Source organism: Plantactinospora sp. BC1, assembly GCF_003030345.1.
Lineage (GTDB): Bacteria > Actinomycetota > Actinomycetes > Mycobacteriales > Micromonosporaceae > Plantactinospora.
On record NZ_CP028158.1, the window covers coordinates 3,069,324 to 3,094,696 of the forward strand.

At 73.4% G+C, this 25,373-nt stretch carries 22 protein-coding genes; 12 read left to right on the top strand and 10 right to left on the bottom strand.

What is annotated here, in order from left to right; all coding sequences use genetic code 11:
• Positions 1-45 precede the first annotated feature (45 nt).
• Together C6361_RS13155 and C6361_RS13160 are read left to right on the top strand one after the other, a co-directional pair.
• Complete coding sequence (locus C6361_RS13155) at positions 46-852, top strand: IclR family transcriptional regulator (protein ID WP_107258172.1); 807 nt, start codon at positions 46-48, stop codon at positions 850-852.
• 219 nt (positions 853-1,071) lie between these two features.
• Positions 1,072-2,220, top strand: a complete 1,149-nt coding sequence (locus C6361_RS13160; protein WP_107258171.1) for a cellulose binding domain-containing protein — start codon at positions 1,072-1,074, stop codon at positions 2,218-2,220.
• Positions 2,221-2,337: 117 nt separating this feature from the next.
• Here C6361_RS13160 and C6361_RS13165 read toward each other — a convergent pair whose 3' ends face one another.
• Positions 2,338-3,339: a hypothetical protein gene (locus C6361_RS13165; RefSeq protein ID WP_107267923.1), complete on the bottom strand. Its 1,002-nt coding sequence runs from the start codon at positions 3,337-3,339 to the stop codon at positions 2,338-2,340.
• A 199-nt stretch (positions 3,340-3,538) separates the two neighbouring features.
• Entirely contained in the window at positions 3,539-4,327 is a 789-nt protein-coding gene (locus C6361_RS13170) for an aldo/keto reductase (protein ID WP_107258169.1), read from the bottom strand.
• Between the two features lie 76 nt (positions 4,328-4,403).
• Here C6361_RS13170 and C6361_RS13175 point away from each other — a divergent pair, with 76 nt between their 5' ends.
• From C6361_RS13175 to C6361_RS13185, 3 genes are all read left to right on the top strand, one after another.
• Positions 4,404-5,513, top strand: a complete 1,110-nt coding sequence (locus C6361_RS13175; RefSeq protein ID WP_107267924.1) for a DNA polymerase ligase N-terminal domain-containing protein — start codon at positions 4,404-4,406, stop codon at positions 5,511-5,513.
• 72 nt (positions 5,514-5,585) lie between these two features.
• A complete protein-coding gene (locus tag C6361_RS13180) occupies positions 5,586-6,788 on the top strand; it encodes a threonine synthase (protein ID WP_107267925.1) in 1,203 nt (400 codons plus the stop codon).
• Between the two features lie 94 nt (positions 6,789-6,882).
• Positions 6,883-8,304 (top strand): hypothetical protein, encoded by a 1,422-nt coding sequence (locus tag C6361_RS13185; RefSeq protein WP_369931425.1) that lies wholly within the window; start codon positions 6,883-6,885, stop codon positions 8,302-8,304.
• 16 nt (positions 8,305-8,320) lie between these two features.
• Here the strand turns inward: C6361_RS13185 and C6361_RS13190 are convergent, their stop codons facing one another.
• Together C6361_RS13190 and C6361_RS13195 are read right to left on the bottom strand one after the other, a co-directional pair.
• Positions 8,321-8,713 carry a cupin domain-containing protein gene (locus tag C6361_RS13190; RefSeq protein ID WP_107267926.1) on the bottom strand — a complete coding sequence of 131 codons (393 nt, stop codon included), beginning with the start codon at positions 8,711-8,713 and terminating at the stop codon, positions 8,321-8,323.
• Positions 8,714-9,207: 494 nt separating this feature from the next.
• On the bottom strand, positions 9,208-9,645 hold the full coding sequence (locus tag C6361_RS13195) for a hypothetical protein (RefSeq protein WP_107258166.1): 438 nt from the start codon (positions 9,643-9,645) through the stop codon (positions 9,208-9,210).
• A gap of 259 nt (positions 9,646-9,904) precedes the next feature.
• Here C6361_RS13195 and C6361_RS13200 point away from each other — a divergent pair, with 259 nt between their 5' ends.
• Entirely contained in the window at positions 9,905-10,360 is a 456-nt protein-coding gene (locus C6361_RS13200) for a fibronectin type III domain-containing protein (protein ID WP_107267927.1), read from the top strand.
• Between the two features lie 76 nt (positions 10,361-10,436).
• The gene (locus C6361_RS13205; RefSeq protein ID WP_107267928.1) at positions 10,437-11,408 is read left to right on the top strand and encodes an NAD-dependent protein deacetylase; all 972 of its coding nucleotides are present in this window, start codon (positions 10,437-10,439) and stop codon (positions 11,406-11,408) included.
• On the opposite strand, the gene C6361_RS13210 is transcribed toward C6361_RS13205, so the two are convergent.
• The 4 genes from C6361_RS13210 to C6361_RS13225 all read right to left on the bottom strand — a co-directional run bounded on the left by C6361_RS13210 (position 11,318) and on the right by C6361_RS13225 (position 14,874).
• The gene (locus C6361_RS13210) at positions 11,318-11,920 is read right to left on the bottom strand and encodes a GNAT family N-acetyltransferase (RefSeq protein ID WP_107258163.1); all 603 of its coding nucleotides are present in this window, start codon (positions 11,918-11,920) and stop codon (positions 11,318-11,320) included. The two genes, C6361_RS13205 and C6361_RS13210, sit on opposite strands and share 91 nt — an antisense overlap.
• A 79-nt stretch (positions 11,921-11,999) precedes the next feature.
• Positions 12,000-12,923, bottom strand: a complete 924-nt coding sequence (locus C6361_RS13215; protein ID WP_107267929.1) for a DMT family transporter — start codon at positions 12,921-12,923, stop codon at positions 12,000-12,002.
• A 250-nt stretch (positions 12,924-13,173) separates the two neighbouring features.
• Positions 13,174-13,464, bottom strand: a complete 291-nt coding sequence (locus C6361_RS13220; RefSeq protein WP_101370005.1) for an iron-sulfur cluster assembly accessory protein — start codon at positions 13,462-13,464, stop codon at positions 13,174-13,176.
• A gap of 324 nt (positions 13,465-13,788) precedes the next feature.
• On the bottom strand, positions 13,789-14,874 hold the full coding sequence (locus C6361_RS13225; RefSeq protein ID WP_107270926.1) for an NAD(P)-binding domain-containing protein: 1,086 nt from the start codon (positions 14,872-14,874) through the stop codon (positions 13,789-13,791).
• A gap of 82 nt (positions 14,875-14,956) precedes the next feature.
• On the opposite strand from C6361_RS13225, the gene C6361_RS13230 reads away from it, so the two are divergent.
• From C6361_RS13230 to C6361_RS13250, 5 genes are all read left to right on the top strand, one after another.
• Positions 14,957-16,261, top strand: coding sequence for a phosphatidylserine/phosphatidylglycerophosphate/cardiolipin synthase family protein (locus C6361_RS13230; protein WP_234359470.1), 1,305 nt, complete (start codon positions 14,957-14,959; stop codon positions 16,259-16,261).
• Between the two features lie 106 nt (positions 16,262-16,367).
• Complete coding sequence (gene aceB / locus C6361_RS13235; protein ID WP_107267930.1) at positions 16,368-17,948, top strand: malate synthase A; 1,581 nt, start codon at positions 16,368-16,370, stop codon at positions 17,946-17,948.
• 49 nt (positions 17,949-17,997) lie between these two features.
• The gene (locus C6361_RS13240; protein WP_107267931.1) at positions 17,998-19,464 is read left to right on the top strand and encodes an FAD-linked oxidase C-terminal domain-containing protein; all 1,467 of its coding nucleotides are present in this window, start codon (positions 17,998-18,000) and stop codon (positions 19,462-19,464) included.
• 3 nt (positions 19,465-19,467) lie between these two features.
• Entirely contained in the window at positions 19,468-20,790 is a 1,323-nt protein-coding gene (locus C6361_RS13245; protein ID WP_234359471.1) for an FAD-binding oxidoreductase, read from the top strand.
• Positions 20,790-22,223 (top strand): (Fe-S)-binding protein, encoded by a 1,434-nt coding sequence (locus C6361_RS13250; RefSeq protein ID WP_107267932.1) that lies wholly within the window; start codon positions 20,790-20,792, stop codon positions 22,221-22,223. The genes C6361_RS13245 and C6361_RS13250 overlap by 1 nt, the downstream gene beginning before the upstream one ends.
• 261 nt (positions 22,224-22,484) lie before the next feature.
• On the opposite strand, the gene C6361_RS13255 is transcribed toward C6361_RS13250, so the two are convergent.
• Complete coding sequence (locus C6361_RS13255; protein WP_159079310.1) at positions 22,485-24,347, bottom strand: hypothetical protein; 1,863 nt, start codon at positions 24,345-24,347, stop codon at positions 22,485-22,487.
• 322 nt (positions 24,348-24,669) lie between these two features.
• Positions 24,670-25,305 carry a pyridoxamine 5'-phosphate oxidase family protein gene (locus tag C6361_RS13260; RefSeq protein WP_107267934.1) on the bottom strand — a complete coding sequence of 212 codons (636 nt, stop codon included), beginning with the start codon at positions 25,303-25,305 and terminating at the stop codon, positions 24,670-24,672.
• Positions 25,306-25,373: the final 68 nt, after the last annotated feature.

Here is a 25,373-nt window from a genome sequence, read left to right on the forward strand (position 1 = left end):
CCTACTGCGCTCCCCGGCACTGTCAAGCCGGCTAGAGTGGCCGCCATGACGACGGGTACGACCAGCGGCGCCGGGCTGGCGGCGGTCGAGGCGTTCCAGCCGGTGAAGTCGGCCGGCCGCACCCTCGACGTGCTGGAGGCGCTGGCCGAGGCGCCGCAGCGCCGCTCGCTGGTCGAGCTGGCCCGGGCACTGGGCATTCCGAAGAGCAGCCTGCACGGCCTGCTGCGCACGATGATCCAGCGTGGCTGGGTGGAGGCGGACGCCACCGGCACCCGGTTCGGGCTGGGCGTACGCGCCCTCCAGGTCGGTGCCGCCTACCTGGAGGCGGACGACGCCACCGGCCTGCTGGCCGGGGTACTCGACGACCTCGCCGGCCAGTTCGGCGAGACCGTGCACCTGGGCCGGCTGGACGGTCCGCACGTGGTCTACCTGGCCAAGCGCGAGTCGGTGCACCGGCTGCGGCTCTACAGCGCGATCGGCCGGCACCTGCCGGCGCACGCGACCGCGCTCGGCAAGGTGCTGCTCGCGCAGCGCACCGACGAGGCGGTGGACCGGCTGCTGAGCTGGCCGCTGCCGGCGCTGACCCGGCACACCGTCACCGACCCGGAGCTGCTGCACGCGGAGCTGGCCAGGGTGCGGGACCGGGGCTACGCGGTGGACCGCGAGGAGAACACCGAGGGCATCGTCTGCTTCGCGATGGCGGTGCCGCTGCACTCCCCGGCCATGGACGCGATCAGCCTCTCCGTGCCGGCGACCAGGCTGGACGCGCAGAGCGAGGAACGGATCGTCGCCGCGCTGCACGCCGCGGTCCGACAGGTGCGGGCGGCCCGCAGCCTGCTGGCCGGCGCCTGACCTTTCCCGGTACGCCGTTCAGCCCGGCGACGCAACCGCCATAACCGGCTCATCGGCATGAACAACCCCGGCCGACGCTCCCCCGGTTGCTTTCCGATTTCAAGCATGTAAATGTGTCCCTAGCTGCCATGGGAGCGCTCCCCCCGCACCACCCTGCCGCACGCCCGGTACCACGCGGCACCGCACCACTCCACGGACACCCCACCCCCAAGGAGCATCATGAGACGTTCCGTCCCCGTCTTCGCGGCCGTCGCCGGCCTGCTGGCCAGCGCCGCCATCGCCGTACTCAGCGCCGCCGGCCCGGCACAGGCCGACGTCCAGATCTGCGAGCAGTACGGCTCGACCACCATCCAGGGCAGGTACGTGGTCCAGAACAACCGCTGGGGCACCACCGCCCAGCAGTGCATCAACGTCACCGACACCGGGTTCTCCATCACCCGGCAGGACGGCCAGGGCAGCACCAGCGGCGCGCCGGTGTCGTACCCGTCGGTCTTCCTCGGCTGCCACTACACCAACTGCTCGCCCGGGACCAACCTGCCGATGCAGGTGAGCCAGATCAGCAGCGCGAGCAGCAGCATCAACTACAACTTCGTCAGCGGCGCCACCTACAACGCCTCGTACGACATCTGGTTGGACCCGACCCCGAAGCGGGACGGCGTCAACCAGATGGAGATCATGATCTGGTTCAACCGGCAGGGCTCGATCCAGCCGATCGGTTCCTCGGTCGGCACCGCCACCGTCGGCGGGCGCACCTGGGACGTGTGGCGCGGCAACAACGGCGGCAACAACGTCATCTCGTACCTCGCGCCGTCCCCGATCACCAGCTGGAACTTCAGCGTGCTGGACTTCATCAACGACGTCCGCAACCGGGGTGCCATCACCAACTCGTGGTACCTGACCAGCATCCAGGCCGGCTTCGAGCCGTGGATCGGCGGCACCGGCCTCGCGGTGAACTCGTTCTCCGCGTCGGTGAACGGCGGCGGCAACCCGCAGCCGACCGGCCAGCCGACCGGCCAGCCGAGCAACCCGCCGACCAACCCGCCGGGCGGCAGCTCCTGCCGGGTCGCCTACACGGCGAACACCTGGAACAACGGGTACAGCGCGTCGGTCACCATCACCAACACCGGCTCCAGCGCCATCAACAACTGGTCGCTGACCTACAACCTGCCCTCCGGGCAGCAGGTCGGCAACGCCTGGAACGCCACCGTCACGCAGAGCGGATCGGCGGTGACCGCCCGGAACATCAGTTGGAACGGCAACATCCCGCCGGGCGGCACGGCCTCCTTCGGCTACCAGGGCTCGTACAGCGGCACGTACTCGTCGCCGACCTCGTTCAGCCTGAACGGCTCTCCGTGTAGCCGGGCCTGACCCGTCCCTGACGCACTCCCATCCGGCTCCGGCCGGGCCGGCACAGCTCCGATCGGCGCTCCCGCCACCCGCGAACAGGGGTGGCGGGAGTGTCCGGTCCGGCGCCCGGTCGACGGCTCAGCGGGCGGCGAGCCCCGGGCCGAGTTCGAGGCGTTGCCCGGGAAGCTGCCGCTGCACCGTGCGGGCGTCGGCGAAGACCACCCGGCTCAGGTCGTGCCCGCCGGGGTCGCCGGCCAGCACCCCCGGCACCGCCGAGAGCATCGCCGAGCCGGCCGGCGGCACCGTCGGCAGCGCCACCGGCTGCCCCGGGGGCAACACCGGCGCCAGGGCGCGGAACACCCCGCGTACCCGGTCGGCGCGGTAGTCGGCCGGATCGTCCGTCGCCCGGAGCAGCGCGCCGCCGTGCCGCAGCGGCCGTACCTCGGCGAAGGCGCCGGTCGCCCGGAGCCGCTCCGCCCCGCCAAGCTCGGCGACCAGCTCCCGAGGGCAGACCGTCACCCACTCGTAGCCGCGCAGGTGGGTACGGCTCTGCTCGGCCGAGGACTCCGCCGAGCGGCCGAGCGCCGCGTCCAGCATCGTCGCCGGGGAGAGCAGCCCGGCGTTGACCACGATCTCGCCGTACGCCGGATCCGTCGCGTCGCCGACCAGCCGGGCCAGCTCGACCAGGGCCGGCAGCACCAACGGCAGTCCACCGGACCGCCCCTCGAAGCCGATCGAGATCTGTAGCCGGACGTGCCGCCGGCCCGCGAACCGGGCCAGGAAGACGTCCAGCTCGGAGGCGATCGCGGTCGGCGCGACGTCGAACCACCGGGCCGAGAGCTGGGCGCAGTCGGCGGTGATCCCGTCCACCCAGCGCGCCGGCCGGCGGCGCCGCCCGCGCCCGGTGGCGTCCTGCTCGAACGCGGTCAGCGAGGTGGCCGGCGCGGCGGCGCCGGCCGGCTGGACGAACGGCAGCAGCAACCGGCACACCTCGTCGTGCCACCAGCGGGCCAGCGATCCCAACCAGTTCGGGTCCTCGGCCCGGTCGAGATAGAGCAGCCAGGTGACGAAGTCCGGCTCCGGCCCGTTCTCCTCCGGCCCGGGGTGACCGAGGCCGCCGCCGAGCAGTTGGTCGTACATCCCGCGCACCTTCCCCTCGCACCGCCACGGCCAGGTCGACGGCCCCGTGGGCCGGACGGCGCGGTACGCGCGGTGCCCCGGCTGGCGGTTGCCGGCCAGGGTAGCCGCTCGGCGACCCGACGGCGCGACGGCCAGCGCCTCGGCGGGACGCGACGGCTCGGCGGTCTGCCGGACGCGACGGCCTGCCGGACGCGACGGCTCAGCGGCCCATCGCGTCCAGCTGGCGCAGCTCGCTCTCGTCCAGCGCGAAGCCGAAGAGGTCGAAGTTCTCCCGGATCCGGGCCGGGGTACCGGACTTCGGGATCACCACCACGCCGTGGTCGATGTGCCAGCGCAGCACCACCTGCCCCGGGGTGACACCGTGCGACCGGGCGATCTCTGCGAGTACCGGGTCGTCCAGGTCGGTCGTCTTCAACGGGCTGTACCCCTCCAGCACCACGCCCCGCTCCCGGTGCTCGTCGAGCCGGCGCGGGTCGTGCAGCGCCGGACCCCAGCGGATCTGGTTCACCGCCGGAGCCTCCTCGGTCGCCTCGATCAGCATGTCGAGCTGGCCGGTGCTGTAGTTGCTCACCCCGACCGTACGGACCAGTCCCTCGTCCCGGACCGCCAGCAGCTCCCGCCAGCTCGCGATGCTGGCCCGGTCCTGCGAGGGCGGCCAGTGGATCAGCCACAGGTCGACGTACCCGGTGTCCAGGGCGGCGAGGCTGGCCGCGATGGTCTCCCGCTCCCGACCCGCCTGCTCCGGCGGAAGCTTGGTGGTGACGAAGATGTCCTCCCGGGGCACTCCGCTGTCCCGGATCGCCCGGCCCACCTCGTCCTCGTTGCCGTACATGGTGGCGGTGTCGAGGTGCCGGTAGCCGACGTCCAGCGCCTCCCGGACGGCGTCGTACGCGCGGCGACCGTGCAACTGCCAGGTGCCGAAGCCGAGCATCGGCATCCGGACCTCGCTCGGCAACAGGACGGTGGGCTGGTCGATCGCAGACGTCATGGTGGTTTTTCTACCCGGGTACGCCCTCGGCATGCATCCCGGGCGTCCGGGGCCGGATCGGCGGAGAATGGCCGGCATGGGTGACCGGCTGGACGAGTACCGGCGCAGGCGCGACCGGGCGCGCACCCCGGAACCGGTGCCGGAGCCGGAGCCGGACGCGGAGCCGACCGTCGTGCGGGCCGGGAACCGGTTCGTCATCCAGCAGCACCACGCCCGGGCGCTGCACTGGGACCTGCGGCTGGAGCGGGACGGGGTGCTCGCCTCCTGGGCGGTACCGCGCGGGCTGCCGCGCGAGCCCGGACGCAGCCACCTCGCGGTGCACACCGAGGACCACCCGCTGGAGTACCTCGAATTCTCCGGCGAGATCCCGGCCGGCGAGTACGGCGGCGGCCGGATGACCGTCTTCGACCGGGGCGACTACACCTGCGAGAAGTGGCGCGACGACGAGGTGCTGGTGGTGCTGCGCGGCGGGCGGGTCTCCGGCCGCTACGTGCTGTTCCGGGCGGCCCGGGGCGGCGGGTCGGACCGGGCCGGCGCCCGGGGCGGCACCGGGCGCGGCGAGCGGGACTGGATGGTCCGCCGGCTCGACCCGGCGCCGCCGGGCTGGCAGTCGATGCCGGAACGGGTCCGCCCGATGCTCGCCGCGACCGCGGCGAAGCTGCCCGCCGACGACGCGGACTGGGGTTACGAGATGCGCTGGGACGGCCTGCGGGCCATCGGGTACGTCTCCGGCGGCCGGCTCCGGCTCCGCTCCGCCGACGACGACGACCTCGGCTCGGCGTACCCGCAGTTGCGGGAGCTGGCCGAGCGGCTGGCTCCCACCGAGGCGGTACTCGACGGCGAGCTGGTCGACTTCGACCGGGCCGGCCGGGTACGCCGGGCGGCGCCCCGCCCCGGCGGCCAGCGCAGCCCGGGGCGGGACGGCAGCCAGTACCTGATCTTCGATCTGCTCTGGCTGGAGGGGACGAGCTGCCTCGACCTGCCGTACGCCCAGCGCCGGGAACTCCTCGACGGGCTGGCTCTCGCCGGCCCGCACTGGCAGACGCCGCCGTACTTCCCCGGCGGTGGCCGGTACGCCCTCGACGCCAGCCGCGAGCAGGGGCTGGCCGGCGTGCTGGCCAAGCGGCTGGACGCCGGCTACCTGCCGGGGCGGCGCGGCCGGCAGTGGCTCGCCGTCGACAACTGATCACGCGGCCGTTACCACCCGGGCCGGCGGCCCGGGAGGGATCATGGAACGACCGAGCTACCGGAGGCCGCCGTGTACCTGACGCACCTGCACTGCCCGCGCTGCGACGCCGAGCACGCCGCGGACCGCCCGCAGAACCTCTGCTCGTGCGGCTCACCGCTGCTGGCCCGGTACGACCTCGCCGAGGTACGCAGCGCGGTCGACCCGGCCGCGCTGGCGAGGCGTCCGGCCGACCTGTGGCGCTACCGGGAACTGCTGCCGGTCGCCGAGGACCGGCACGTCACCACCTTCGGCGAGGGCTGGACCCCGCTGCTGCCGGCGCCCCGCTACGGCGAGTCGGTCGGCGTACCGGAGCTGCTGGTCAAGGACGAGGGGCTGGTGCCGACCGGCTCGTTCAAGGCCCGTGGTGCGGCGGTCGGGGTGTCCCGGGCGCGTGAGCTGGGCATCCGGCACGTGGCGATGCCGACCAACGGGAACGCGGGTGCCGCCTGGGCCACCTACGCCGCCCGGGCCGGGCTGCGGGCCACCATCGCCATGCCGCTCGGCGCCCCCACCATCACCCGCCGGGAGTGCGTGGCCGCCGGTGCCGAGCTGCACCTGATCGACGGCCTGATCAGCGACGCCGGCCGGTACGTCGCAGCGTTGATCGCCGAGGCGGCCGGCTCACCGGACGGCGGGATCTTCGACGTGAGCACCCTCAAGGAGCCGTACCGGCTGGAGGGGAAGAAGACCATGGGGTACGAGATCGTCGAGCAGCTCGGCTGGCAGGTACCGGACGTCATCGTCTATCCGACCGGCGGCGGGGTGGGGCTGATCGGCATCCACAAGGCACTGCACGAGATGCGGGAACTCGGCTGGATCGGCGAGACCCTGCCCCGGCTGGTCGCCGTACAGTCCACCGGCTGCGCCCCGATCGTGCGCGCCTTCGGCGCCGGTGCGAACCGGGCCGAGCCGTGGGCCGACGCCTGGACGATCGCCTTCGGCATCAACGTGCCGGCGCCGCTCGGCGACGAACTCATCCTCGACGCGCTCCGGGACACCTCCGGCACGGCGGTCGCCGTCGACGACGAGGCGATCCTCGCCGACCTGCACGACTTCGGCGCCCGGGAGGGGCTGCTGCTCTGTCCGGAGGGCGCCGCCTGCCTCACCGCCGTCCGGCAACTGCGGGCCGGCGGCTGGCTCCGCGCCGACGAGCGGGTGGTGGTGCTGAACACCGGCGCGGGACTGAAATATCCGGAGACCGTCGACGTGGACAGCCTGCCGGTGGTGGGCTGAGGTCGACGCGGTGCACCGGACGCCTGGATCGGCGGCGGCGGGGTGGACCGAAATTTGACAACGACGGCGTACCGGTACCAGGCGTTGAGTGGTTATGTCCCACGCCGCGAAGCATGTCCGGGCCACCGGACCGAGCGAACCAGTTGACGTACCGGAGCATCTCGACGCGGCCGACGCGGAGACCTGGCGGGGCGCGGCGGCGATCCTGGCCGCCAACTGGACCGGCACCCACACGGTGCCGTCCCGGACCCTCTATCCGCACCAGTGGAGCTGGGACGCCGGGTTCATCAGCATCGGGCTGGCCCACGTGGCGCCGGACCGGGCCTGGCGCGACCTGCGCAGCCTCTTCGCCGCGCAGTGGCCGGACGGGCGGGTGCCGCACATCGTCTTCGACCCGGGGGTCACCGAGCGCGACTACTTCCCCGGTCCGAGTTTCTGGAGCGGCGGCCCGCCCGGTCCCGACGGCGGCCCGGGACACGGCGGCGGCGCCACGGGGAACGGCGTCGAGCCGGCCAGGCCGACCAGCGGGATTGTCCAGCCACCGGTACACGCGCTCGGCGCCTGGCAGGTCTACCGGCACGCGCCGGACGAGCGGGCCGTCGCGGAACTGCGCTGGCTCTATCCCCGACTCGTCGCCCAGCAGGACTACCTGGCCACCGCCCGGGACGTCGGCGGTGCCGGGCTCGCCGCCATCGTGCACCCGTGGGAGTCCGGGCTCGACAACAGCCCGGCCTGGGACGAGGCGCTCGCCGCCGTACCGGTGGCGGTGGAGGTGCTGCGCCGGTACGCCCGGCGGGACAACCAGGTGGTCTCCTCCGACCACCGCCCCACCGACGACGACTACGCCCGCTACCTGAGCGTCGCGCTGTCGTACCGGGAGGGCGGTTACCAGGACGCGGCCCTGGCGGCACGGCATCCCTTCCTGGTCGAGTGCCCCGGCTTCAACGCGCTGCACGGCGCGGCCGAACTGGCGCTGGCCCGGATCGCCGAGCTGGTCGGCGCCGACCCGGCACCGCACCGGGACCGGGGCGCCGCGATCACCAGGCGCCTGGTGGAGCGGCTCTTCGTCCCGGAGACCGGGATGTTCCACGCCCTGGACGTCCGGACCGGACGGCACAGTCCGGCCCGCTGCGTCAACGGACTTCTGCCGCTGGTCCTGCCGGAGTTGCCGGCCGGCCAGGTGGCGAGCCTGGTGGCCGAGCTGGAGTCGGCCCGGTTCGGGGTCGATCCCCGGATGCCGGCACCCAGCTACGACCGCTCCGCCGTCGACTTCGACCCGTTCCGGTACTGGCGCGGCCCGGTCTGGTTCAACATCAACTGGCTGCTCCGGGCCGGGCTGCGTACGCACCGCCGGGACGATCTCGCCGACACGCTGCGCCGGGGCCTGCTCGACCTGGCCCGGCGCTCCGGCTACTACGAGTACTTCCACCCGGACAGCGGTGCCGGGATCGGCTCTCCGGCGTTCAGCTGGACGGCCGCGCTCACCCTGGACCTTCTCGCGGATCCGGTCGGGTGAGGCGGCCGTACCCCGGTCAGCTCGTCGGCGGCTCGTCCTTGCCGGCCTCCTCCATCGCGTCGGCCTCCTCCTTGGTGTGGTGCACCGCCTGGTCGGCGTGCTCCGGCGGGCCGTAGATGGTGTAGAGCACCAGCGGGTTCGGGCCGGTGTTGACGAAGTTGTGCTTACGTCCGGCCGGTACGACCACCAGGTCGCCCTGGGTCACCTTGCGGGTCTGGCCGCTGACCCGGGCCTCTCCGGTACCGCTGACGAACGTGAGGATCTGGTCGATGTCCTCGTGCACCTCTTCGCCGATCTCGCCGCCCGGCGGGATCGTCATGATGACCAACTGGGTGTGCTTGCCGGTCCACAACACCCGGCGGAAGTCCGGGCTCTCCTCGGCGACGGTAGCGATAGTGAAGTGCTCCATGGCCCCTTCCTTACCCAGGAAGCGGGGCGTTGATTCCGGGCTTTCTGGGACTGTTGTGGCCGCTGGGGCCGTCCCTGACCCGCCCGGGTGACTCCTACCAGTTCCGCCGGGGCGCCGGGTTTGCTTCCGGCGAGGGTGGGAAACCCCACATGTAGCCGGAACGCCCCCGAACGAGGCGGACCGGTCGAGCCAGGTCCTCGCCGGCGTACCGCCGTTGGGCTGCGCGGGCGGGAGACGGCCAGAGCGCGGCGACGCCACGTGCCACCGGCGGCGCCGCGCGCTCGTGGTCGGCGCCGTTTCGACCGCGCCCCACACTCGACCGCCGGACCGGATCCTGTTCCGGCGGCATCGTGCGCCGCAGGGCGGGCCGGTCCCCGCAGCGCCGGGCCGCGCCGCGGGGACCGGGGGCCAGGCGCTTCCGCCTGGCCCGGGACGCCCGGCCGGTGGCGCGCCGGCCGGGCATCCGTGTGTGGCGGTTCAGGAGGATGTGCGGTTCAGGAGGAGACGTGCAGGTGGAAGGCGCGGTCGGCGGGCACGCCGGAGCTGTTCCAGGTCTGCACGAAGACCCCGGCCGGGATGCCGGCCCGACCGACCACGGCGATCTCGCCGGGCGGTGACGCGCCGACGCTGCCGGTCAGCCCGATGGTGGCGGTGAAGGCCGAGGAGGCCACGTTCTGGATGAAGACCACCTGGTACTGGCCGACCGCGAGCCGGGTCGACGAGACGGCACCGAAGCCCCGGGCGAGGGTGCCGTTGGCGTTCACCACGGCGAAGTGGCCCTGGGCGGTGGCCGGCAGTCCGGCGAGGGTGGCGGGTACGGCCGCGACGCCGATCCCGTCCTCCTCGATGCCCTCGGCGGGTGGTTGTTCGTCGATGGCGACGGCGGGCTGTTCGTCGGTCGCGGCGTGCTTGGCCTCGCTGCTTTCGGACATGGTGGTACTCCTTGCTGGTCGGACCGTTCCCGGCCCGTCGACGAGGGATCGCGGGCGTGGCCACGGCGAGTGGTGACCCCGGCCCCAGGGCGGTACCTGCCCGCACCTGAGATTACTCTCCGTAAACATATGACCACACTTAGTACGCCTGTCCGATCGAGGACAGCGGCCCTGGACAGGCGGCGAGTCGACATAGTTTGATGGATGTCGATCCCCTGTCGGCGCTGGGAGCGGCCGTACCCGCAGAGAGGCTCTCGTCATGCCCGGACGCAAGCTGCCCGCCCTGCTGCACGCCGCCCTGCTCGCCCTGGCCCTCGCCCTGGCCCTGCTGGCCCTGCCCGCCGCCCCCGCCCGGGCCGACCCGCTGATCCCGCTGCCGCCGCCCGGCCAACCGGTGGCCACCGACGTCACCCCGACCGGCGCGACACTGACCTGGACGCGGTCCGCCGGCCCGGTCTTCCGCTATTCGATGCAGCGGCTGGTGGACGGCGAGTGGCAGGGCTTCTCCTCGATGCCGTTCAACACCGTCACCTTCGTCGCGCTGACCCCGGACACCGAGTACACCGTGGCGGTCCGGGCCGCCGCGCTGGTCGGCTCGGGTTACACGATGAGTCCGCTCTCGGAGCCGCTCACCTTCCGTACTCCGCCGGCCGAGCCCCCACCCGGCGGACACCGCACCAGCGACCCCGGCATCGGCGACGCCGTCCTGCGGTGACCCGCCTCACCGTCGCCGGTCCGCACGTCCGGGGCACCCGTTAGCCGCGGCGGCACGGTCGAGGCAGCATGGAGGGGTGCAGAACCGCAGCGCCGAACGCTACGCCGCACTGGCGCGACTCCTGGCCGGCGGCGACGTCGTGGTGCTCAGCGGCGCCGGCCTGTCGACCGACTCCGGCATCCCGGACTACCGGGGGCCGAGCGGGGCGCTGCGCCGGCACACCCCGATGACGTACCAGACCTTCGTCGGCGACCCGCTGGCCCGGCGCCGGTACTGGGCGCGCAGCCACCTCGGCTGGCGGACGATCGCCCGGGCCGCGCCGAACGCCGGGCACCGGGCGGTCGCCGAACTCGACCGGCGCGGGCTGCTGGCCGGCATCCTCACCCAGAACGTCGACGGCCTGCACCAGGCGGGCGGGGCCCGCTCCGTGGTCGAACTGCACGGCAGCCTGGCCCGGGTGACCTGCCTGGGCTGTGGCGAGAACACCGACCGCGAGACGCTGGACCAGCGGCTGCGGGCCGCCAACCCCCGCTTCGCGGCCCGCGCCGACACCGTCAACCCGGACGGTGACGTCGAGCTGCCGGACGAACTGGTCGAGGACTTCCGGACCGTCGACTGCCAGGCGTGCCCCGGCGGCATGCTCAAGCCGGACGTGGTCTTCTTCGGCGAGTCCGTGCCACCGGACCGGGTCCGGACCTGCTTCGACCTGGTCGAGCGGGCCCGGCTGCTGCTGGTGCTCGGCTCCTCCCTGACGGTGATGTCCGGGCGCCGGTTCGTGATCCGGGCGGCGAAGCGCGACATCCCGGTGGTGATCGTCAACCAGGGACCGACCCGGGGCGACGACTACGCCGAGCTGACCGTCGACGCGCCGCTCGGTGAGGTGCTGCCGGAGTTGGTCCGGCTGGCCGGCCCGGCCCGCGTCACCGCTGCGGCGGGCGCGACCCCGCACCGCACCGGTCAGCCGCGTCCCGGCACGGTCCCGGGCGGGGAGGAGCCGGGTCGCACCGGGTCGGCCCCGCTCAGCGGTGCCGGCACCGTCAGCCGGTAACCCCGCATCCGGTACGGCCCGATGCGCGGATCGTCCGGCCGGCGGCAGCCGTCGTCCAGCCAGCCGTTGCGGGCGTAGAAGCGGCGGGCCCGCTCGTTGAAGTCCCACACGAAGAGCCGGGCCGAGACGACCCCGGCCGCCCGCCACCGGTCGACGCAGCGGCCGAGCAGCCGCCCGGCGATCCCCCGACCCCACAGCTCGGGATCGACGTGGATCTTGTAGAGCTCGTCGGTCGTACCGGGGGACGGGTCCGGATGCGAGACCGGACCGGCGAGGGTGAAGCCGACCACCCGATCGCCGCGCACCGCGCAGCAGCCGTCGACCTCCGGCGCGGCGAGCATCGCGGCGTAGTAGCTGTCCCGGCGACCCCGCAGCACCGCCGCCGACGCGGCCAGCTCCGTCTCGGGGCGGACCGCCCGCTGGTACGCGGCACGGCTGCGCAGGTGCAGCTCCAGCACCGCGTCGGTGTCGGCCGGTGTGGCGGGGCGAAGCTCGATCGGCGGCTCGGTCATCCGGCGTCCCCCTCCCCCGTCCCCTGCCCGGCGAGATCCCGGAGCGGGGACGGGGGCGGTGGACGTCCGGTCCGCGACTCTACGCCGCCGCGACCGGTGACCGGGCGGCCAGCACCACGGCCGTGCCGAGCAGCGCCGCGCCGAGCAGCCCGGCCGGGCCGAGCCGGTCCCCGAGCAGCAGCGCGGCGAGCAGCGCACCGACCAGCGGTTCCAGCAGTGCCAACAGGGCCGCGGTGCCGGGCCGGACGGTACGCAGCCCCCGGAAGTAGAGCAGGTACGCCACCGCGGTCGGCCCGGTGCCCAGCGCGATCAGCAGTCCGAGGGCGGCGGGACCGGGCTGGAAGCCGAGCCCCACCGTGCCGGCGGCCAGTGGTGCCACCAGCAGCCCGCCGAGGGTGAAGCCGTACCCGGTGCCGGCGAGTTCGTCGAGTCCCGGCACCGGCCTGGCGCCGACCAGGGTGATCGCGGCGAACCCGGCGGCGGAGACCAGCGCGAGCAGCGCGCTGGAGAGGACCGCGAGTGCCCCGAAGCCACCGGCCGGCAACCCGACCAGCAGCACCAGCCCGGCCACCGCCAGCCCGCAGGTGGCGGCGGTCTCCCGGTCGACCCGCCGCCGGCCGGTGACCGCCTCGGCGGCGAGCACCAGCAGCGGTGCGGCGCCGATGGTGACCAGGGTGGCGAGGCTGACCGAGGTGAGCGACACCGCGCCGAAGTAACAGACCTGGTAGAGCGCGGCCAGTACCCCGAAGACGGCGATCCGGGTCCAGGCCGCCCGGCCGCGCGGCGGGCGACGTCCGGTGAGGGTGAGGAAGGCGACGATCAGGGTCCCGCCGACGGCGAGCCGGTATCCGGCGACCGCGACCGGGGAGAGCCCGGTGTGCTGACCCAGCAGGCTGCCGGTGATGCCACCGGTGCCCCAGAGCGTGCCGGAGATGACCAGAAACCACAGGCCGGTACGGGACCGGCGGCGCACGGCGACGAGCGGTGCGGAAGAGGTGTGCATGAGGGTTCGCGCTCCTGCGACGAGAGGGAAAGTGGTCGCGGAAGCGGGGCGAGCCCAGGATCACCCGAGAACGGACAGCGCATCGGCCGGTTCGGCACGATGCGCTGGGGTTGTCGCCCCGCTCAGGAGCGCGGGGGCGGGGTGATGGGGAAGCAACGATGCACGGATGGACTGTACTGGACCGGGACCGGGCCTCCCACCGTCGATCCCAGCCGGCGGGAGGCCCGACCCGTGGGTCGCGGTGCCGACGTCAGGTCGTCGGACCCTGCTCCGCGAAGCCGAACTGCACCGCGCCCTGCGCGTCGACGGCGGCGTCCAGGGCCTTGTCGTCGAGGATCTGCGCGGCCTGCGGGTCGAGGAAGACCCGGGCTCCGTCGCTGTCCACCACCTGGTCGCCCTGGGCGGGGCTCTCCGCCAGGGTGAGGTTGAGCGAGCCGGCGGAGAGGTCGCTGGCGATGCGCAGGCCGGCGCCCTCCGGCACCTCCTGCTGCGCGGTCAGGTCGCGGATCACGAGTACGGCGTTCTCGGTCATGGTGAGCATGCGGACTCCTCGTGGATTTCGTGAGCTCGGCCCGTGCACCCGTCCGGCGGGCGTGCCCCGGGCACCCGCGTGCGGCCAACTGGGCCTTGCGACGCGGCGGCCATCGGTCATGTAGCCAGCCCGTTCGTCTGGTCCACACCCTGCGGCGGACCGGGCTGACGCCTGGGTACGGCCGGTGCACGTCGCGCCGAGCCCCAGCCCGGGGCGACAGGCCGTACTTGCCCTACGTTGCCGCTTCCAACCCGATTCGTCAAATGCGGTGAGCCGTCCGGCGGGGCGTGTTAGGGGGTCCCCGGCACCGGCCAGGCGGGACGTTTCAGCAGGTCAGCGCGGTGTTCCGGCGGGCGTCGACGCGCGGTCGAGCAGTTGCCGGATCTCCCGTACGGCGCTGCGGCCGGCCCGGTTCGCCCCGATGGTGCTCGCCGACGGTCCGTACCCGATCAGGTGCACCCGGTCGTCGGCGACCACCCGCGTCCCGTCCATCACGATTCCGCCGCCCGGCCCGCGCAGTTTCAGCGGGGCGAGATGGTCGAGTACGGCCCGGAAGCCGGTGCACCAGAGGATGACGTCGGCGGCGAAGCTGCTGCCGTCGGGCCAGACGACGCCGTCCGGGGTGATCCGGGCGAACATCGGCAGCCGGTGCAGCAGACCCCGCGCCCGCATCCGGCGCAGTTGCTCGGTCCACACCAGACCGGTGGCCGCGACGACGCTGGCCGGCGGCAGCCCGGCGCGGACCCGGGCGTCGACCCGGGCCACGGCGGCGCGGCCCCATTCCGGGGTGTACTCGCCGTCGAGGATCACCGGCGGCCGGCGGGTGACCCAGCGGGTCTCGGCGGCGACCGTGGCGACCTCGTCGAGCAGTTGGAGGGCGGAGGTGCCGCCGCCGACCACCACCACCCGGCGGCCGGCGAACTCGGCCGGTCCCCGGTAGTCGGCGGTGTGCAACTGCCGGCCGGCGAAGGATTCCTGGCCGGGGTAGTACGGCCAGAACGGGCGCCGCCAGGTGCCGGTCGCGTTGACCAGTGCCCGGGTGCGCCACCGCCCGGCGTCGGTGTGCACGTCGAGCCGGCCGTCGTCCCGGTCGTGCACCGCGGTCACGTTCACCGGGCGGTGCACCGGAAGGCCGAACTCCCGCTCGTACGCGGCGAAGTAGCCGGCGACCACCTCGGCGGCCGGCCGGTCCGGGTCGACGTCGCCGAGCGGTCGGCCGGGCAGGTCGTGCACGCCGTGTACGGCGGACATCCGCAGCGTCGGCCAGCGGTCCCGCCAGGCGCCGCCCGGTCCGGCGCCGCCGTCGAGCAGCACGTAACCGGTCTCCGGCGCGAATCCGCTCCGGCCGAGGAAGTAGCCGGCGGAGAGTCCGGCCTGCCCGGCCCCGATCACCACCACGTCCACGTCGCGCCCGTTCATCTTCGGCACAACGGTGCCGGGCAACCGATCCGTACCGGGAACGGAGGTTCCGTCGGTCACAATCTGGTGCAATCATCTAGCCATGCGGATACGTAAATTTTCGCCACGGTTGGCGGCTCGGTCGGCACTCGTCTTCATCGTCGCCGCCGGCACGCTCCCGGTGCTGGGCGCCGGACCGGCCAGCGCCGCCGAGCCGGACCCGACGATGAACGACGCCGTCTTCAACCGGCCGACCGGCTCGGCCGCCCAGCAGAACGCGATCTTCATGCAGCTCGCCCGGATCATCGACCGGGTACCGGCCGGCGGCGAGATCCAGATGTCCTGGTTCGGCTTCGGCGTCACCGACGTCACCGACTCGGAGACCACCCCCGACCTGCCCGGACGCCTGCTGAACGCGCACCGGCGCGGGGTCCGGGTCAAAATCATCCTCGACCACGAGCAGGTGAGCCAGCGGCCGTACCAGCGGCTGCTGCCGGTGCTCGGCAGCAACGACACCGCCGGGTCGTACATCGTGCACTGCGCCGACAAGTTCCCGAGCGCCGACCGGGGCTGCATCGGCACCCGGCGGATCGACTACACCGACTCGTCGGTCACCGCCTACAACCACAACAAGTTCCTGACCGCGTCGAGCATCGTGCTCAACAACGGTTCCACGGTGTCCAACGTGGTCTTCCAGGGCTCGGCGAACCTCGGCTGGTGGGACGCGAACGAGGCGTACAACAACGGGCTCACCTTCAGCGACGCCACGACGTACCAGGCGTACCGGCAGTACTTCGCGGACCTGCGGTCGTACCGCTACAACTCGGCCGGGAACAACAACTACTACTGGGGCACCCCGACCGGCACCACGTACCGGGCGTACTTCTTCCCCCGGCGGGAGCGCTCCGGGCAGCCGGTCAGCGACCCGGCCACCGACACCGTCGTCAGCGTCCTCGACTCGGTCGCCTCCTGCTCCTACGACGACAACGGCACCCGCCGGCAGACCGACGTACGGGTCAACATGTTCTCGTTCAACCGACCCGAGGTGGCCAAGAAGCTCACCGCGCTGCGCAACGCCGGCTGCTGGGTCGACGTCGTCTACAGCGAGGCGAACGCCGGGGTGCTGAACGCGCTCGGCAGCAACGTCCAGCTCACCCAGTGCAACTACAACGTCGGGCCGGGCCGGGACATCCGGACGCACAACAAATACATGATCATCGACGGTGCGTACGACGACGACATCGTGCCCCGGGTCTTCACCGGCAGCCACAACTACAACGTCTCCGCGCTGCGCCAGGCCGACGAGGCGATGCTGCGGGTGATGGGCCGGGGCATCCACGACGACTACCTCAGCGACTTCTGGCACGTCCGGGACACCTGCCGGGCCAACGGCGGCGCGATCCGCTGAGCCGGTACGCCGCCGCGATCCCCGTGATCCGGCAGCGGTCGGGCCGGGCCGGAACGCCCGGAGCGCCGTAGGCTGATCACGGGGATCACCTAGGAGGAGGACAGCGATGAAGCTGCCGCAGGGCGTCCAGGTCACCGGACCGATGAACGACCGCTACCAGGAGATACTCACTGGCGAGGCGCTCGACTTCGTCGCCCGGCTGCACCGGTCGTTCGACGGCCGCCGCCGGGAACTGCTGGCCCGCCGCGACGAGCGGGCGGCGGCGCTGGCGGCGGGCGGCACCCTCGACTTCCTGCCCGAGACCGCGGAGATCCGGGCCGGCGACTGGCGGGTCGCCGAACCGGCACCCGGGCTGGTCGACCGGCGGGTCGAGATCACCGGGCCGACCGACGCCAAGATGACCATCAACGCCCTCAACTCCGGGGCGAAGGTCTGGCTCGCCGACCACGAGGACGCCAACACCCCGCTCTGGCAGAACGTGATCGAGGGGCAGCTCAACCTCCGGGACGCGATCGCCCGCAAGCTGGAACTGCACACCCCGGAGGGGAAGCACTACCGGCTGCGCGACGGCGAGCTGGCCACCATCGTGGTCCGGCCGCGCGGCTGGCACCTGCCGGAGAAGCACATCCTGGTCGACGGCGAGCGCACCTCCGGCAGCCTGGTCGACTTCGGCCTCTACTTCTTCCACTGCGCCCGGCCGCAGCTCGACGCCGGCAGCGGCCCCTACTTCTACCTGCCCAAACTGGAGAGCCACCTGGAGGCGCGGCTCTGGAACGACGTCTTCGCCGCCGCCCAGGAGTGGCTCGGCATCCCGCACGGCACGATCCGGGCCACCGTGCTGATCGAGACCTTCCCGGCCGCCTTCGAGATGGACGAGATCCTCTACGAGCTGCGCGAGCACTCCGCCGGGCTGAACGCCGGCCGCTGGGACTACATGTTCAGCGTGATCAAGAAGTTCCGTACCCGGGGCGCCGACTTCCTGTTGCCGGACCGGAACGCGGTGACGATGACCGCGCCGTTCATGCGGGCGTACACCGAACTGCTGGTCCGGACCTGTCACCGGCGCGGCGCGCACGCCATCGGCGGGATGGCCGCCTTCATCCCCAGCCGGCGCGACCCGCAGGTCAACGAGACCGCGCTGGCCAAGGTCCGCGACGACAAGACCCGGGAGGCGAACGACGGCTTCGACGGCTCCTGGGTCGCCCACCCCGACCTGGTGCCGGTCTGCCGCGAGGTCTTCGACCGGGTGCTCGGCGACCGGCCGCACCAGCTCGACCGCACCCGCGAGGAGGTACGGGTCAGCGCCGCCGACCTGCTCGACGTGGCGGCCACCCCCGGCGCGCCGACCGAGGCGGGACTGCGCAACGACATCAGCGTCGGCATCCAATATTTGGCGAGCTGGCTGGCCGGCTCGGGAGCGGTCGCCATCTTCAACCTGATGGAGGACGCGGCGACCGCCGAGATCTCCCGCTCCCAGGTCTGGCAGTGGCTGCACAACGACGTCACGCTGGAGGGCGGTGCCCGGGTCACCCGGGAGCTGGTCGAACGGATCGCCGACGAGGAGATCGCCAAGCTCGGCGACGACCCCGGCCGGTACGCCGAGGCACGTGCCCTGTTCATGGAGGTCGCCGTGGCGGACGAGTTCGTGGACTTCCTCACCCTGCCCGCGTACGAACGGATGCCGTGACCGGAAACGAACCGATGCCCTGACCGGGGCGGAGACCGGAGGTCGACGGATGGCCCGAGCCGAGATCGAGAGGGTGGCCGTCGAACTGCGCGCCGTCCTCGGTGAGCAGCAGGTGATCGACGACCGGGCCCGGCTGCGGACCTACGAGTGCGACGGGCTCGCCCAGTATCGCGTGGTGCCGGCGCTGGTGGTGCTGCCCCGGACCGCCCAGGAATGCGCCCAGGTGGTCCGGGCCTGCGTGGCCGCGCGGGTGCCGTTCGTGGCCCGGGGTTCCGGCACCGGCCTCTCCGGCGGCGCCCTGCCGCACGCCGACGGGGTGCTGATCGTCACCTCCCAACTGCGCGCCATCCGGGAGGTGTCGCCGGCCGACGAACGGGCCGTGGTCGAGCCGGGCGTGATCAACCTGGCGGTCACCCGGGCCGCCACCCCGTACGGCTACTACTACGCCCCCGACCCGTCCAGCCAGCAGATCTGCTCGATCGGCGGGAACGTGGCGGAGAACTCCGGCGGGGCACACTGCCTGAAGTACGGCTTCACCACGAACCACGTACTCGGACTACAGGTGGTCACCCCGGACGGCGACCTCGTCCGGCTCGGCGGGGCGGCACCGGACAGCCCCGGTTACGACCTCGTCGGCGCCTTCGTCGGCTCGGAGGGCACCCTCGGGATCGCCACCGAGGTCACCGTACGGCTGGTCCGGCTGCCGGAGTCGGTGCGTACCCTGCTCGCCGCCTTCGCCACCACCGACGCCGCCGGGGCGGCGACCTCGGCGATCATCGCCGCCGGGGTGGTGCCGGCGGCGGTGGAGATGATGGACGCGCTCGCCATCGAGGCGGCCGAGGCGGCCGTGCACTGCGGCTACCCGGCCGGTGCGGGCGCGGTGCTGATCGTCGAGCTGGACGGCCCGGCCGCCGAGGTCGAGGCGCAGTTCGCCGAAGTGACGCGGCTCTGCCGGGCCAACGCCGCGTTCGAGATCCGGATCGCCGCCGACGACGCCGAGCGGGCGCTCTTCTGGAAGGGTCGCAAGTCGGCCTTCGCCGCCGTCGGCCGGATCAGCCCGGACTACATCGTGCAGGACGGGGTGATCCCGCGTACCGCCCTGCCGGAGGTGCTGCGTCGGATCGGTGAACTCGCCGCCGAACGCGGCATCCGGGTGGCGAACGTCTTCCACGCCGGGGACGGCAACCTGCATCCGCTGGTCCTCTTCGACGATTCCGTCGACGGGCAGGCCGAACGGGCCGAGGAACTCTCCGGCGCCATCCTCGACCTCTGCGTCGCGTACGGCGGGTCGATCACCGGGGAGCACGGCGTCGGGATGGACAAGGCGAAGTACCTGCCCCGGATGTACACCGACGACGACCTGGACACCATGCAGTTGCTGCGCTGCGCCTTCGACCCGCGCTCGCTGGCCAACCCCGGCAAGATCTTCCCCACTCCCCGGCTCTGCGGCGAGGTGCCCGGCCGGCGCAGGGGGGCGCACCCGCTCCAGGAGGCCGGTCTCGCGGAGGTGTTCTGACCCATGCCCCAGCAGCTCGACACCACGGCCAGCGAGATGGACACGCTCCGGGCCGCGATCGCCGAAGCCGTCGACGACGAGCCGGTTGCCGACGGCGCGGACATCGAGGTGGTCCGGCCGGCCGGGCCGGCGGACGCGGTCGGCGGGGTACCCGCGCGGATCGTCGCGGCGCCCGGCTCGACCGCGCAGGCGGCGGCGCTGCTGCGGGCCGCCGCCGGCCTCGGGCTCAGCGTGGTCTTCCGGGGCGCCGGCAGCAGGTCCGACTGGGGCAACCCGCCGCGCAGCCTCGACCTGCTGGTGCAGACCCGTCGACTCACCGGCGTGGTCGAGCACGCCGCCGGTGACCTGATCGTGGCGGTCCGGGCCGGCACCCCGCTGACCGAACTCCGCGACGCGCTCGCCCCGGCCGGTCAGCAGCTCGGGCTCGACGACCCGACCGGCGGCGCCAGCGTCGGCGGGATGGTCGCGGTGAACGGCAGCGGGCCGCGCCGGATGCTCTACGGCACCGTCCGGGACCTGCTGATCGGGGTCACCCTGGTCCGCGCCGACGGGGTGGTGGCGCACGCCGGGGGCAAGGTGGTGAAGAACGTCGCCGGCTACGACCTGGGCAAGCTCGTCACCGGGGCGTACGGCACCCTCGGCCTGGTCACCGAGTGCGTGTTCCGGCTGCACCCGGTGCCGGCCGCCCGGGCGTACCTCCGCTGCCGCACGCCCGGCGTCGGGGCACCCGCCGTCGAGCGGATCCGCCGGCTGCTCGGCACCGTGCTCGGGGCCCAACTGGTGCCGAGCGCCCTGGAGGTCGACGCGCCACCCGACGGCGGTTACGAGACGGTGCTGCTGTTGGAGGGAACCCCCGCCGGGGTGGCCGGCCGAGCCGAGGCCGCCGCCCGGCTGCTCGGCGCCGAAGCGGTACCCGAGACGGAGCCGCCGCCCTGGTGGTCGCGGTATCCGTGGCGGCCCGGCGACACCGGGCTCAAGCTCACGGCGGTGCTCTCCGGGGTACCCGATCTGCTGGCCGCGGCTCGGGCGACGGCCGACCGGCACGACGTGCCGATCGGGGTACGCGGCTCGGCCGGCACCGGGGTGCTCTACGCCGGACTGCCGGCGGGGGCCCGACCGGAGCGGGTGGCCCGGGTCGTCGAGGAGCTGCGCGGCGCGGCCACCGAGGCCGGCGGACACGCCGTGGTGCTGACCGCGCCGGACCCGGTCCGGGCCCGGGTCGACCTCTGGGGCCCGGTGGAGGGACTGGAGCTGATGCGCCGGGTCAAGCAGCGGTTCGATCCCGACGCGCGGCTCGCGCCCGGACGCTTCGTGGGAGGAATCTGATGCCGTCACCCGACCCGCTCCCGCCCGGCCCGCCGTCGCCCGGCGGTACCCGGCCGGCCAGCGCGCCCCGGGACGTCCTCGGGCTGCTCGGGCCGACCTCCGGCGAGCCGGCCTTCGACGCGCACCGGCCACCCCCGGCCGACCTCGTCGCCGACTGTGTGCACTGTGGATTCTGCCTGCCCACCTGCCCCACGTACGTGTTGTGGGGCGAGGAGATGGACTCGCCCCGGGGGCGGATCCACCTGATGCGGCAGGGCCTGGAGGGCGAACCGCTGGGCGAGGCGATGGTGGGGCACTTCGACGCCTGCCTCGGCTGCATGGCCTGCGTCACGGCCTGCCCCTCGGGGGTACGCTACGACACCCTGATCGAGCGCACCCGGCAGCAGGTGGAGCGCCGGCACCGCCGGCCGGTCCGGGAACGGGCACTCCGGGCGGCGGTCTTCGCGCTCTTCCCGTACCCGAAGCGGTTGCGGTTGCTGCGCGGGCCGCTGCGGGCGTACCAGGCCAGCGGGTTGCGCGCCCTGGTGGCCGGGAGCGGGCTGCTGCCCCGGCTGGCGCCGACGCTGGCCGCCCTGGAGTCGCTGGCTCCCCGGCTGACCCGGGCACCCAAGCCCCCGGACCGGGTGCCCGCGTACGGGCGACGCCGGGCGGTGGTGGGAATGCTGACCGGGTGCGTGCAGAGCGCCTTCTTCCCCGGCGTGAACGCGGCCACCGCCCGGGTGCTGGCCGCCGAGGGCTGCGAGGTGGTGCTCAATCCCGGCCGGCAGGGCTGCTGCGGCGCGTTGAGTGTGCACAATGGGCGCGAGGAGGAGGCGCGCCGGTTCGCCCGGGACCTGATCGACGCCTTCGCCGACACCGGCATCGACTACTTCGTGGTCAACGCCGCCGGCTGCGGCTCGTCGCTGAAGGAGTACGGCGACCTGCTCGCCGACGACCCGGCGTACGCGCGGCGGGCCGCCGAGTTCGCCGCCCGGGTACGCGACCTCTCCGAACTCCTCGTCGAACTCGGCCCGGTCGCCCGCCGGCACCCGTTGCCGGTCAGCGTCGCCTATCACGACGCCTGCCATCTCGGGCACGCCCAGGGGATCCGCAGTCAGCCCCGGGAGCTGCTCCGGGCGATCCCCGAGCTGGAGTTGCGGGAGATCGCCGACCCGGAGCTGTGCTGCGGCTCGGCCGGGGTGTGGAACATCCTCAACCCGGAGCCGGCGGCCCGGCTCGGCGAGCGCAAGGCCCGGGACGTACTCGACACCGGGGCGCGGCTGCTGGTGACCGCCAACCCGGGCTGCCTGATGCAGATCACCGCCGCGCTCCCCCGGGTGGGCGGCGCGACCTCAGCCCGATCCGGCGGAGGCGGCGGGATCGCCCTGGCGCACACGGCGCAGGTGCTGGACGCCTCCATCCGGCGGCTACCGGTCGAGCGGCTGCTGAACTGAGCTGACCCCGGCCGCACCGGCCCAGGTCGGACGGCGCGGCCCCCCAGGCCACCGTGCGGTTACGGCTCGCCAGGCCACCGTGCGGTTACGGCTTCCGGGCCGCCGTGCGGTTACGGCGGGGCGGCGTGCGGTTACGGCTCGCCAGGCCACCGTGCGATTACGGCTTCCGGGCCGCCGTGCGGTTACGGCGGGGTGGCGTGCCGATGCGTCCTCCTCGGCCCGGCGGATCTGCCGGCCCCGCCGGACGGAGCTGCGCGTCGGTCAGCTCGACCGGGGCGGTACCGGGTCGACGACCCGGGCGACCCGGCGCAGTCCCCGGGCCGCGAAGCGCCGCCCCCGGGCCGCTGTCCCGGCGAGGATCCGGGACGGGGCGGACTGTGGAGGCACCGGCGACCGCAGTACCCGGTCGGCGCTCTGCTCGCCGTTCACCTCGGCGAGATAGTCCGCGAAGACGGCCCGCCAGAGCACCCGGTGCATCAGCCGCTCGTCACCCGGCCCGCCCCGCCCGGCGACCAGCCGGTGCCAGGCGGCGGCGACGGCGGCCGGTCGGTGCGCGTCGGCCCAGGACTCCTGTTCGGCCACCACCGCGGTGATGAGGTCACGGTCCGGGGCGGTGCCGAGCCGTGGTGCGTAGACCGGCGGCACCAGGCCGGGCGGGCGGGCATAATACGGCTCGCCCCGCCACTGTGGAATGAGCCGCTCGGTGACCGCCCGGTGCAACGCGTTGTCGCGCCGCTGCGCCGGGGTGATGCCGAAGGCCGCCCGGACGAACTCGGGAACCAGCAACGGGATGATCGTGCCGGTCCGGTCGGCGGCGGTCCCCCACCGGCGGACCCGCTCCGACACGAGGAAGTAGTCGAGGACCTTGGCGTCGCTCAGCCCGGCGGTGAACGCCGCCGCCAGGGTGCGGTGCAGCTGTGCCGTCGAGGTGGCCCGGGCCGCGGCCGAGAGCCCCGACTTGCGGACGACCTGGGCCGCCAGCCGGTCGGTGAAGGCGTCGAGCCGGTCCGGGTACGCCAGCCGGGAGATCTCGACGTGGTCCGGTGGGTAGTAGTGGCCGTGTGCGATCCCTCCGGCGGCGCCGCTGACGGTCAGATAGCTCGCCGGAACGAACCGGCTCGGTGCGGCCGACGGCAGGTAGCTCTCCGGCCGGAGTCCCTCCTGCACCCGGTGCCAGGCCAGCACGTTCGGCAGTACCGGGGCGGTCATCGCCAGGCCGTGGGTCTGGGCCGGGCCGCCCGGCTTCGGACGGTCGATCCGGTGGCTGACCCGCCTGGCCAGCTCGCCCGGCAGTACCGCGACGAGCCGTTCCGCGACGTCGGCCTCGCCCGGCTCGGCGGCGTTGGTGTGGAACTGCACCTCCAGGCCGGCGGTGAGCGCCGCCGCCGCGCACAGCCGGGAGTCGCGGCCGCCGCTGAGTCCGATGTTCACCTTGCCCGACCAGAGCGGGTCGAGCGCGAGCATCGCACCGCGCAACGCCTCCGCCACCTCGTCGACCCGGTCGGCCGAGAGCGCGTCGCCCCCGCCGTCCGCCGCCCAGGTCGCGAGCGCGTCGATCCGGCTCCGGACCGGGGCCGACCCGGTCGCGTCGTAGTCGATGGTCGTCCCGCCCGGTACGGCGAAGACATTGCTGAACGGCGTCCGGTCGCCCTGGAACCAGCCGGTGGCCGCGAAGGTGCGCCAGCCGTCCCGGTCCGGCTCGGCGCGTATCCCGGCGAACCGGCACGCGGCGGCCGGCCGGTTGGACCAGACCCAGCCGCCGGGGAAGCGGAGTTGGTAGAGCCGGCCGAGCCCGACCGCGTCGGTGTGCAGCCGCAGCCGGCCCTGTCCGGGGGCCAGTGACGCCAGCACGAACGGTGCGGTCAGCTCCAGCACGGAGCGCGGACGGTCGGCCAGCGCCCTGGCCAGCGGCACCGCCGCCCGTTCCGCCGGGACGCCGCCGACCACCCGTCGGTAGTCGACCGGCAGGTAGAGCGTGGCGACCGCCAGGTCCGGCTCCTGCTGCCAGGCGGGCCAGCGCCACGGTGACGGCGCCACGTCCCAGATGTGCAGCCCGAGCCGACCGACGTCCATGCCGCAGCGGCGCGTTCCCTCGGGCCAGATCGTCGCGTAGTGGCCGGTCATCCGGTCGATTCTGGACGGCAGATCGGACGTCGCCTCGTCGCGATCGAATGCGTAGGCCAGGAGTAGCTGCACGAAGAGGCTCCCACAAGACGAGATCGCCGCGACTCGAAACAGCGCGGTGATGGCCCGCCATCATTACACGCGGCGACCACTGTGGAGGGGCCGTCCGGACATTCATCCCAATTTCAGGATCCGAACCGCGAGATCAATTATCGTTCGCCCACTCGGACGGAATGGGAAAAGCGCGGAAAATTGCTCCGGGCCGCCGGGGTGGGATCTTCCGGTACGCTTACCGGGACCGATCGTTCGCCGGAGGTACGGGTCAGCCCTGGTAGAGCTGGCGGGCGTACTCGGGGCCGAAGTAGCGCTCCAGTTCCTCCAGCGACTGCTCGGTCCGCTGGACCCGCTTGATGATCTGCGGCTGGGGCGGCAGCGCCTCCGGGCGCCAGCTCTCCGGATGCCACAGTAACGACCGCATGAACGCCCTGGCACAGTGGAAGAAGATCTGTTCGATCTCGACCACCAGCGCCAGGATCGGACGGTGCCCCTTGACGATCATCTGGTCGAAGAACGGCGCCTCCCGGACCAGCCGGGCCCGGCCGTTGATCCGCAGCGTCTCGCCCCGGCCGGGAATCAGATAGACCAGTCCGACGTGCGGGTTCGCCAGGATGTTGCGGAAACCGTCCGCGCGCCGGTTTCCCGGGCGTTCCGGAATGGCGATCGTGGTGTCGTCGAGCACCACGGTGAAGCCGGGCGGGTCGCCCTTGGGCGAGACGTCGCAGTTGCCGGCGGGGTCGGCCGTGGCCACCAGGCAGAACGGCGAGGCGGCGAGCCACTCGCGGTCGATCTCGTGCAGTCGTACCCGCTCCTTGGTCACCGCCAGGGGTTTCGGCTCGCCGAGCAGCTCGCGCAGCTCCGCCTCGGACGTGATCTCGACCAGACCGGCCGGTGCGACCATCTCGACCTCCCCGTCAGACGCCGCCCTCCAAGCTACGCGCATGTCACCTCGGCGGTAAACGGGTTTCG

Excerpts from the sequence above, each read along its gene's own strand:
- C6361_RS13155 (WP_107258172.1), top strand. The coding sequence starts at position 46 with ATGACGACGGGTACGACCAGCGGCGCCGGGCTGGCGGCGGTCGAGGCG.
- C6361_RS13160 (WP_107258171.1), top strand. The coding sequence starts at position 1,072 with ATGAGACGTTCCGTCCCCGTCTTCGCGGCCGTCGCCGGCCTGCTGGCC.
- C6361_RS13165 (WP_107267923.1), bottom strand. The coding sequence starts at position 3,339 with ATGTACGACCAACTGCTCGGCGGCGGCCTCGGTCACCCCGGGCCGGAG.
- C6361_RS13170 (WP_107258169.1), bottom strand. The coding sequence starts at position 4,327 with ATGACGTCTGCGATCGACCAGCCCACCGTCCTGTTGCCGAGCGAGGTC.
- C6361_RS13175 (WP_107267924.1), top strand. The coding sequence starts at position 4,404 with ATGGGTGACCGGCTGGACGAGTACCGGCGCAGGCGCGACCGGGCGCGC.
- C6361_RS13185 (WP_369931425.1), top strand. The coding sequence starts at position 6,883 with ATGTCCCACGCCGCGAAGCATGTCCGGGCCACCGGACCGAGCGAACCA.
- C6361_RS13190 (WP_107267926.1), bottom strand. The coding sequence starts at position 8,713 with ATGGAGCACTTCACTATCGCTACCGTCGCCGAGGAGAGCCCGGACTTC.
- C6361_RS13195 (WP_107258166.1), bottom strand. The coding sequence starts at position 9,645 with ATGTCCGAAAGCAGCGAGGCCAAGCACGCCGCGACCGACGAACAGCCC.
- C6361_RS13200 (WP_107267927.1), top strand. The coding sequence starts at position 9,905 with ATGCCCGGACGCAAGCTGCCCGCCCTGCTGCACGCCGCCCTGCTCGCC.
- C6361_RS13210 (WP_107258163.1), bottom strand. The coding sequence starts at position 11,920 with ATGACCGAGCCGCCGATCGAGCTTCGCCCCGCCACACCGGCCGACACC.
- C6361_RS13215 (WP_107267929.1), bottom strand. The coding sequence starts at position 12,923 with ATGCACACCTCTTCCGCACCGCTCGTCGCCGTGCGCCGCCGGTCCCGT.
- C6361_RS13220 (WP_101370005.1), bottom strand. The coding sequence starts at position 13,464 with ATGCTCACCATGACCGAGAACGCCGTACTCGTGATCCGCGACCTGACC.
- C6361_RS13225 (WP_107270926.1), bottom strand. The coding sequence starts at position 14,874 with ATGAACGGGCGCGACGTGGACGTGGTGGTGATCGGGGCCGGGCAGGCC.
- C6361_RS13230 (WP_234359470.1), top strand. The coding sequence starts at position 14,957 with ATGCGGATACGTAAATTTTCGCCACGGTTGGCGGCTCGGTCGGCACTC.
- aceB (WP_107267930.1), top strand. The coding sequence starts at position 16,368 with ATGAAGCTGCCGCAGGGCGTCCAGGTCACCGGACCGATGAACGACCGC.
- C6361_RS13240 (WP_107267931.1), top strand. The coding sequence starts at position 17,998 with ATGGCCCGAGCCGAGATCGAGAGGGTGGCCGTCGAACTGCGCGCCGTC.
- C6361_RS13245 (WP_234359471.1), top strand. The coding sequence starts at position 19,468 with ATGCCCCAGCAGCTCGACACCACGGCCAGCGAGATGGACACGCTCCGG.
- C6361_RS13250 (WP_107267932.1), top strand. The coding sequence starts at position 20,790 with ATGCCGTCACCCGACCCGCTCCCGCCCGGCCCGCCGTCGCCCGGCGGT.
- C6361_RS13255 (WP_159079310.1), bottom strand. The coding sequence starts at position 24,347 with ATGACCGGCCACTACGCGACGATCTGGCCCGAGGGAACGCGCCGCTGC.
- C6361_RS13260 (WP_107267934.1), bottom strand. The coding sequence starts at position 25,305 with ATGGTCGCACCGGCCGGTCTGGTCGAGATCACGTCCGAGGCGGAGCTG.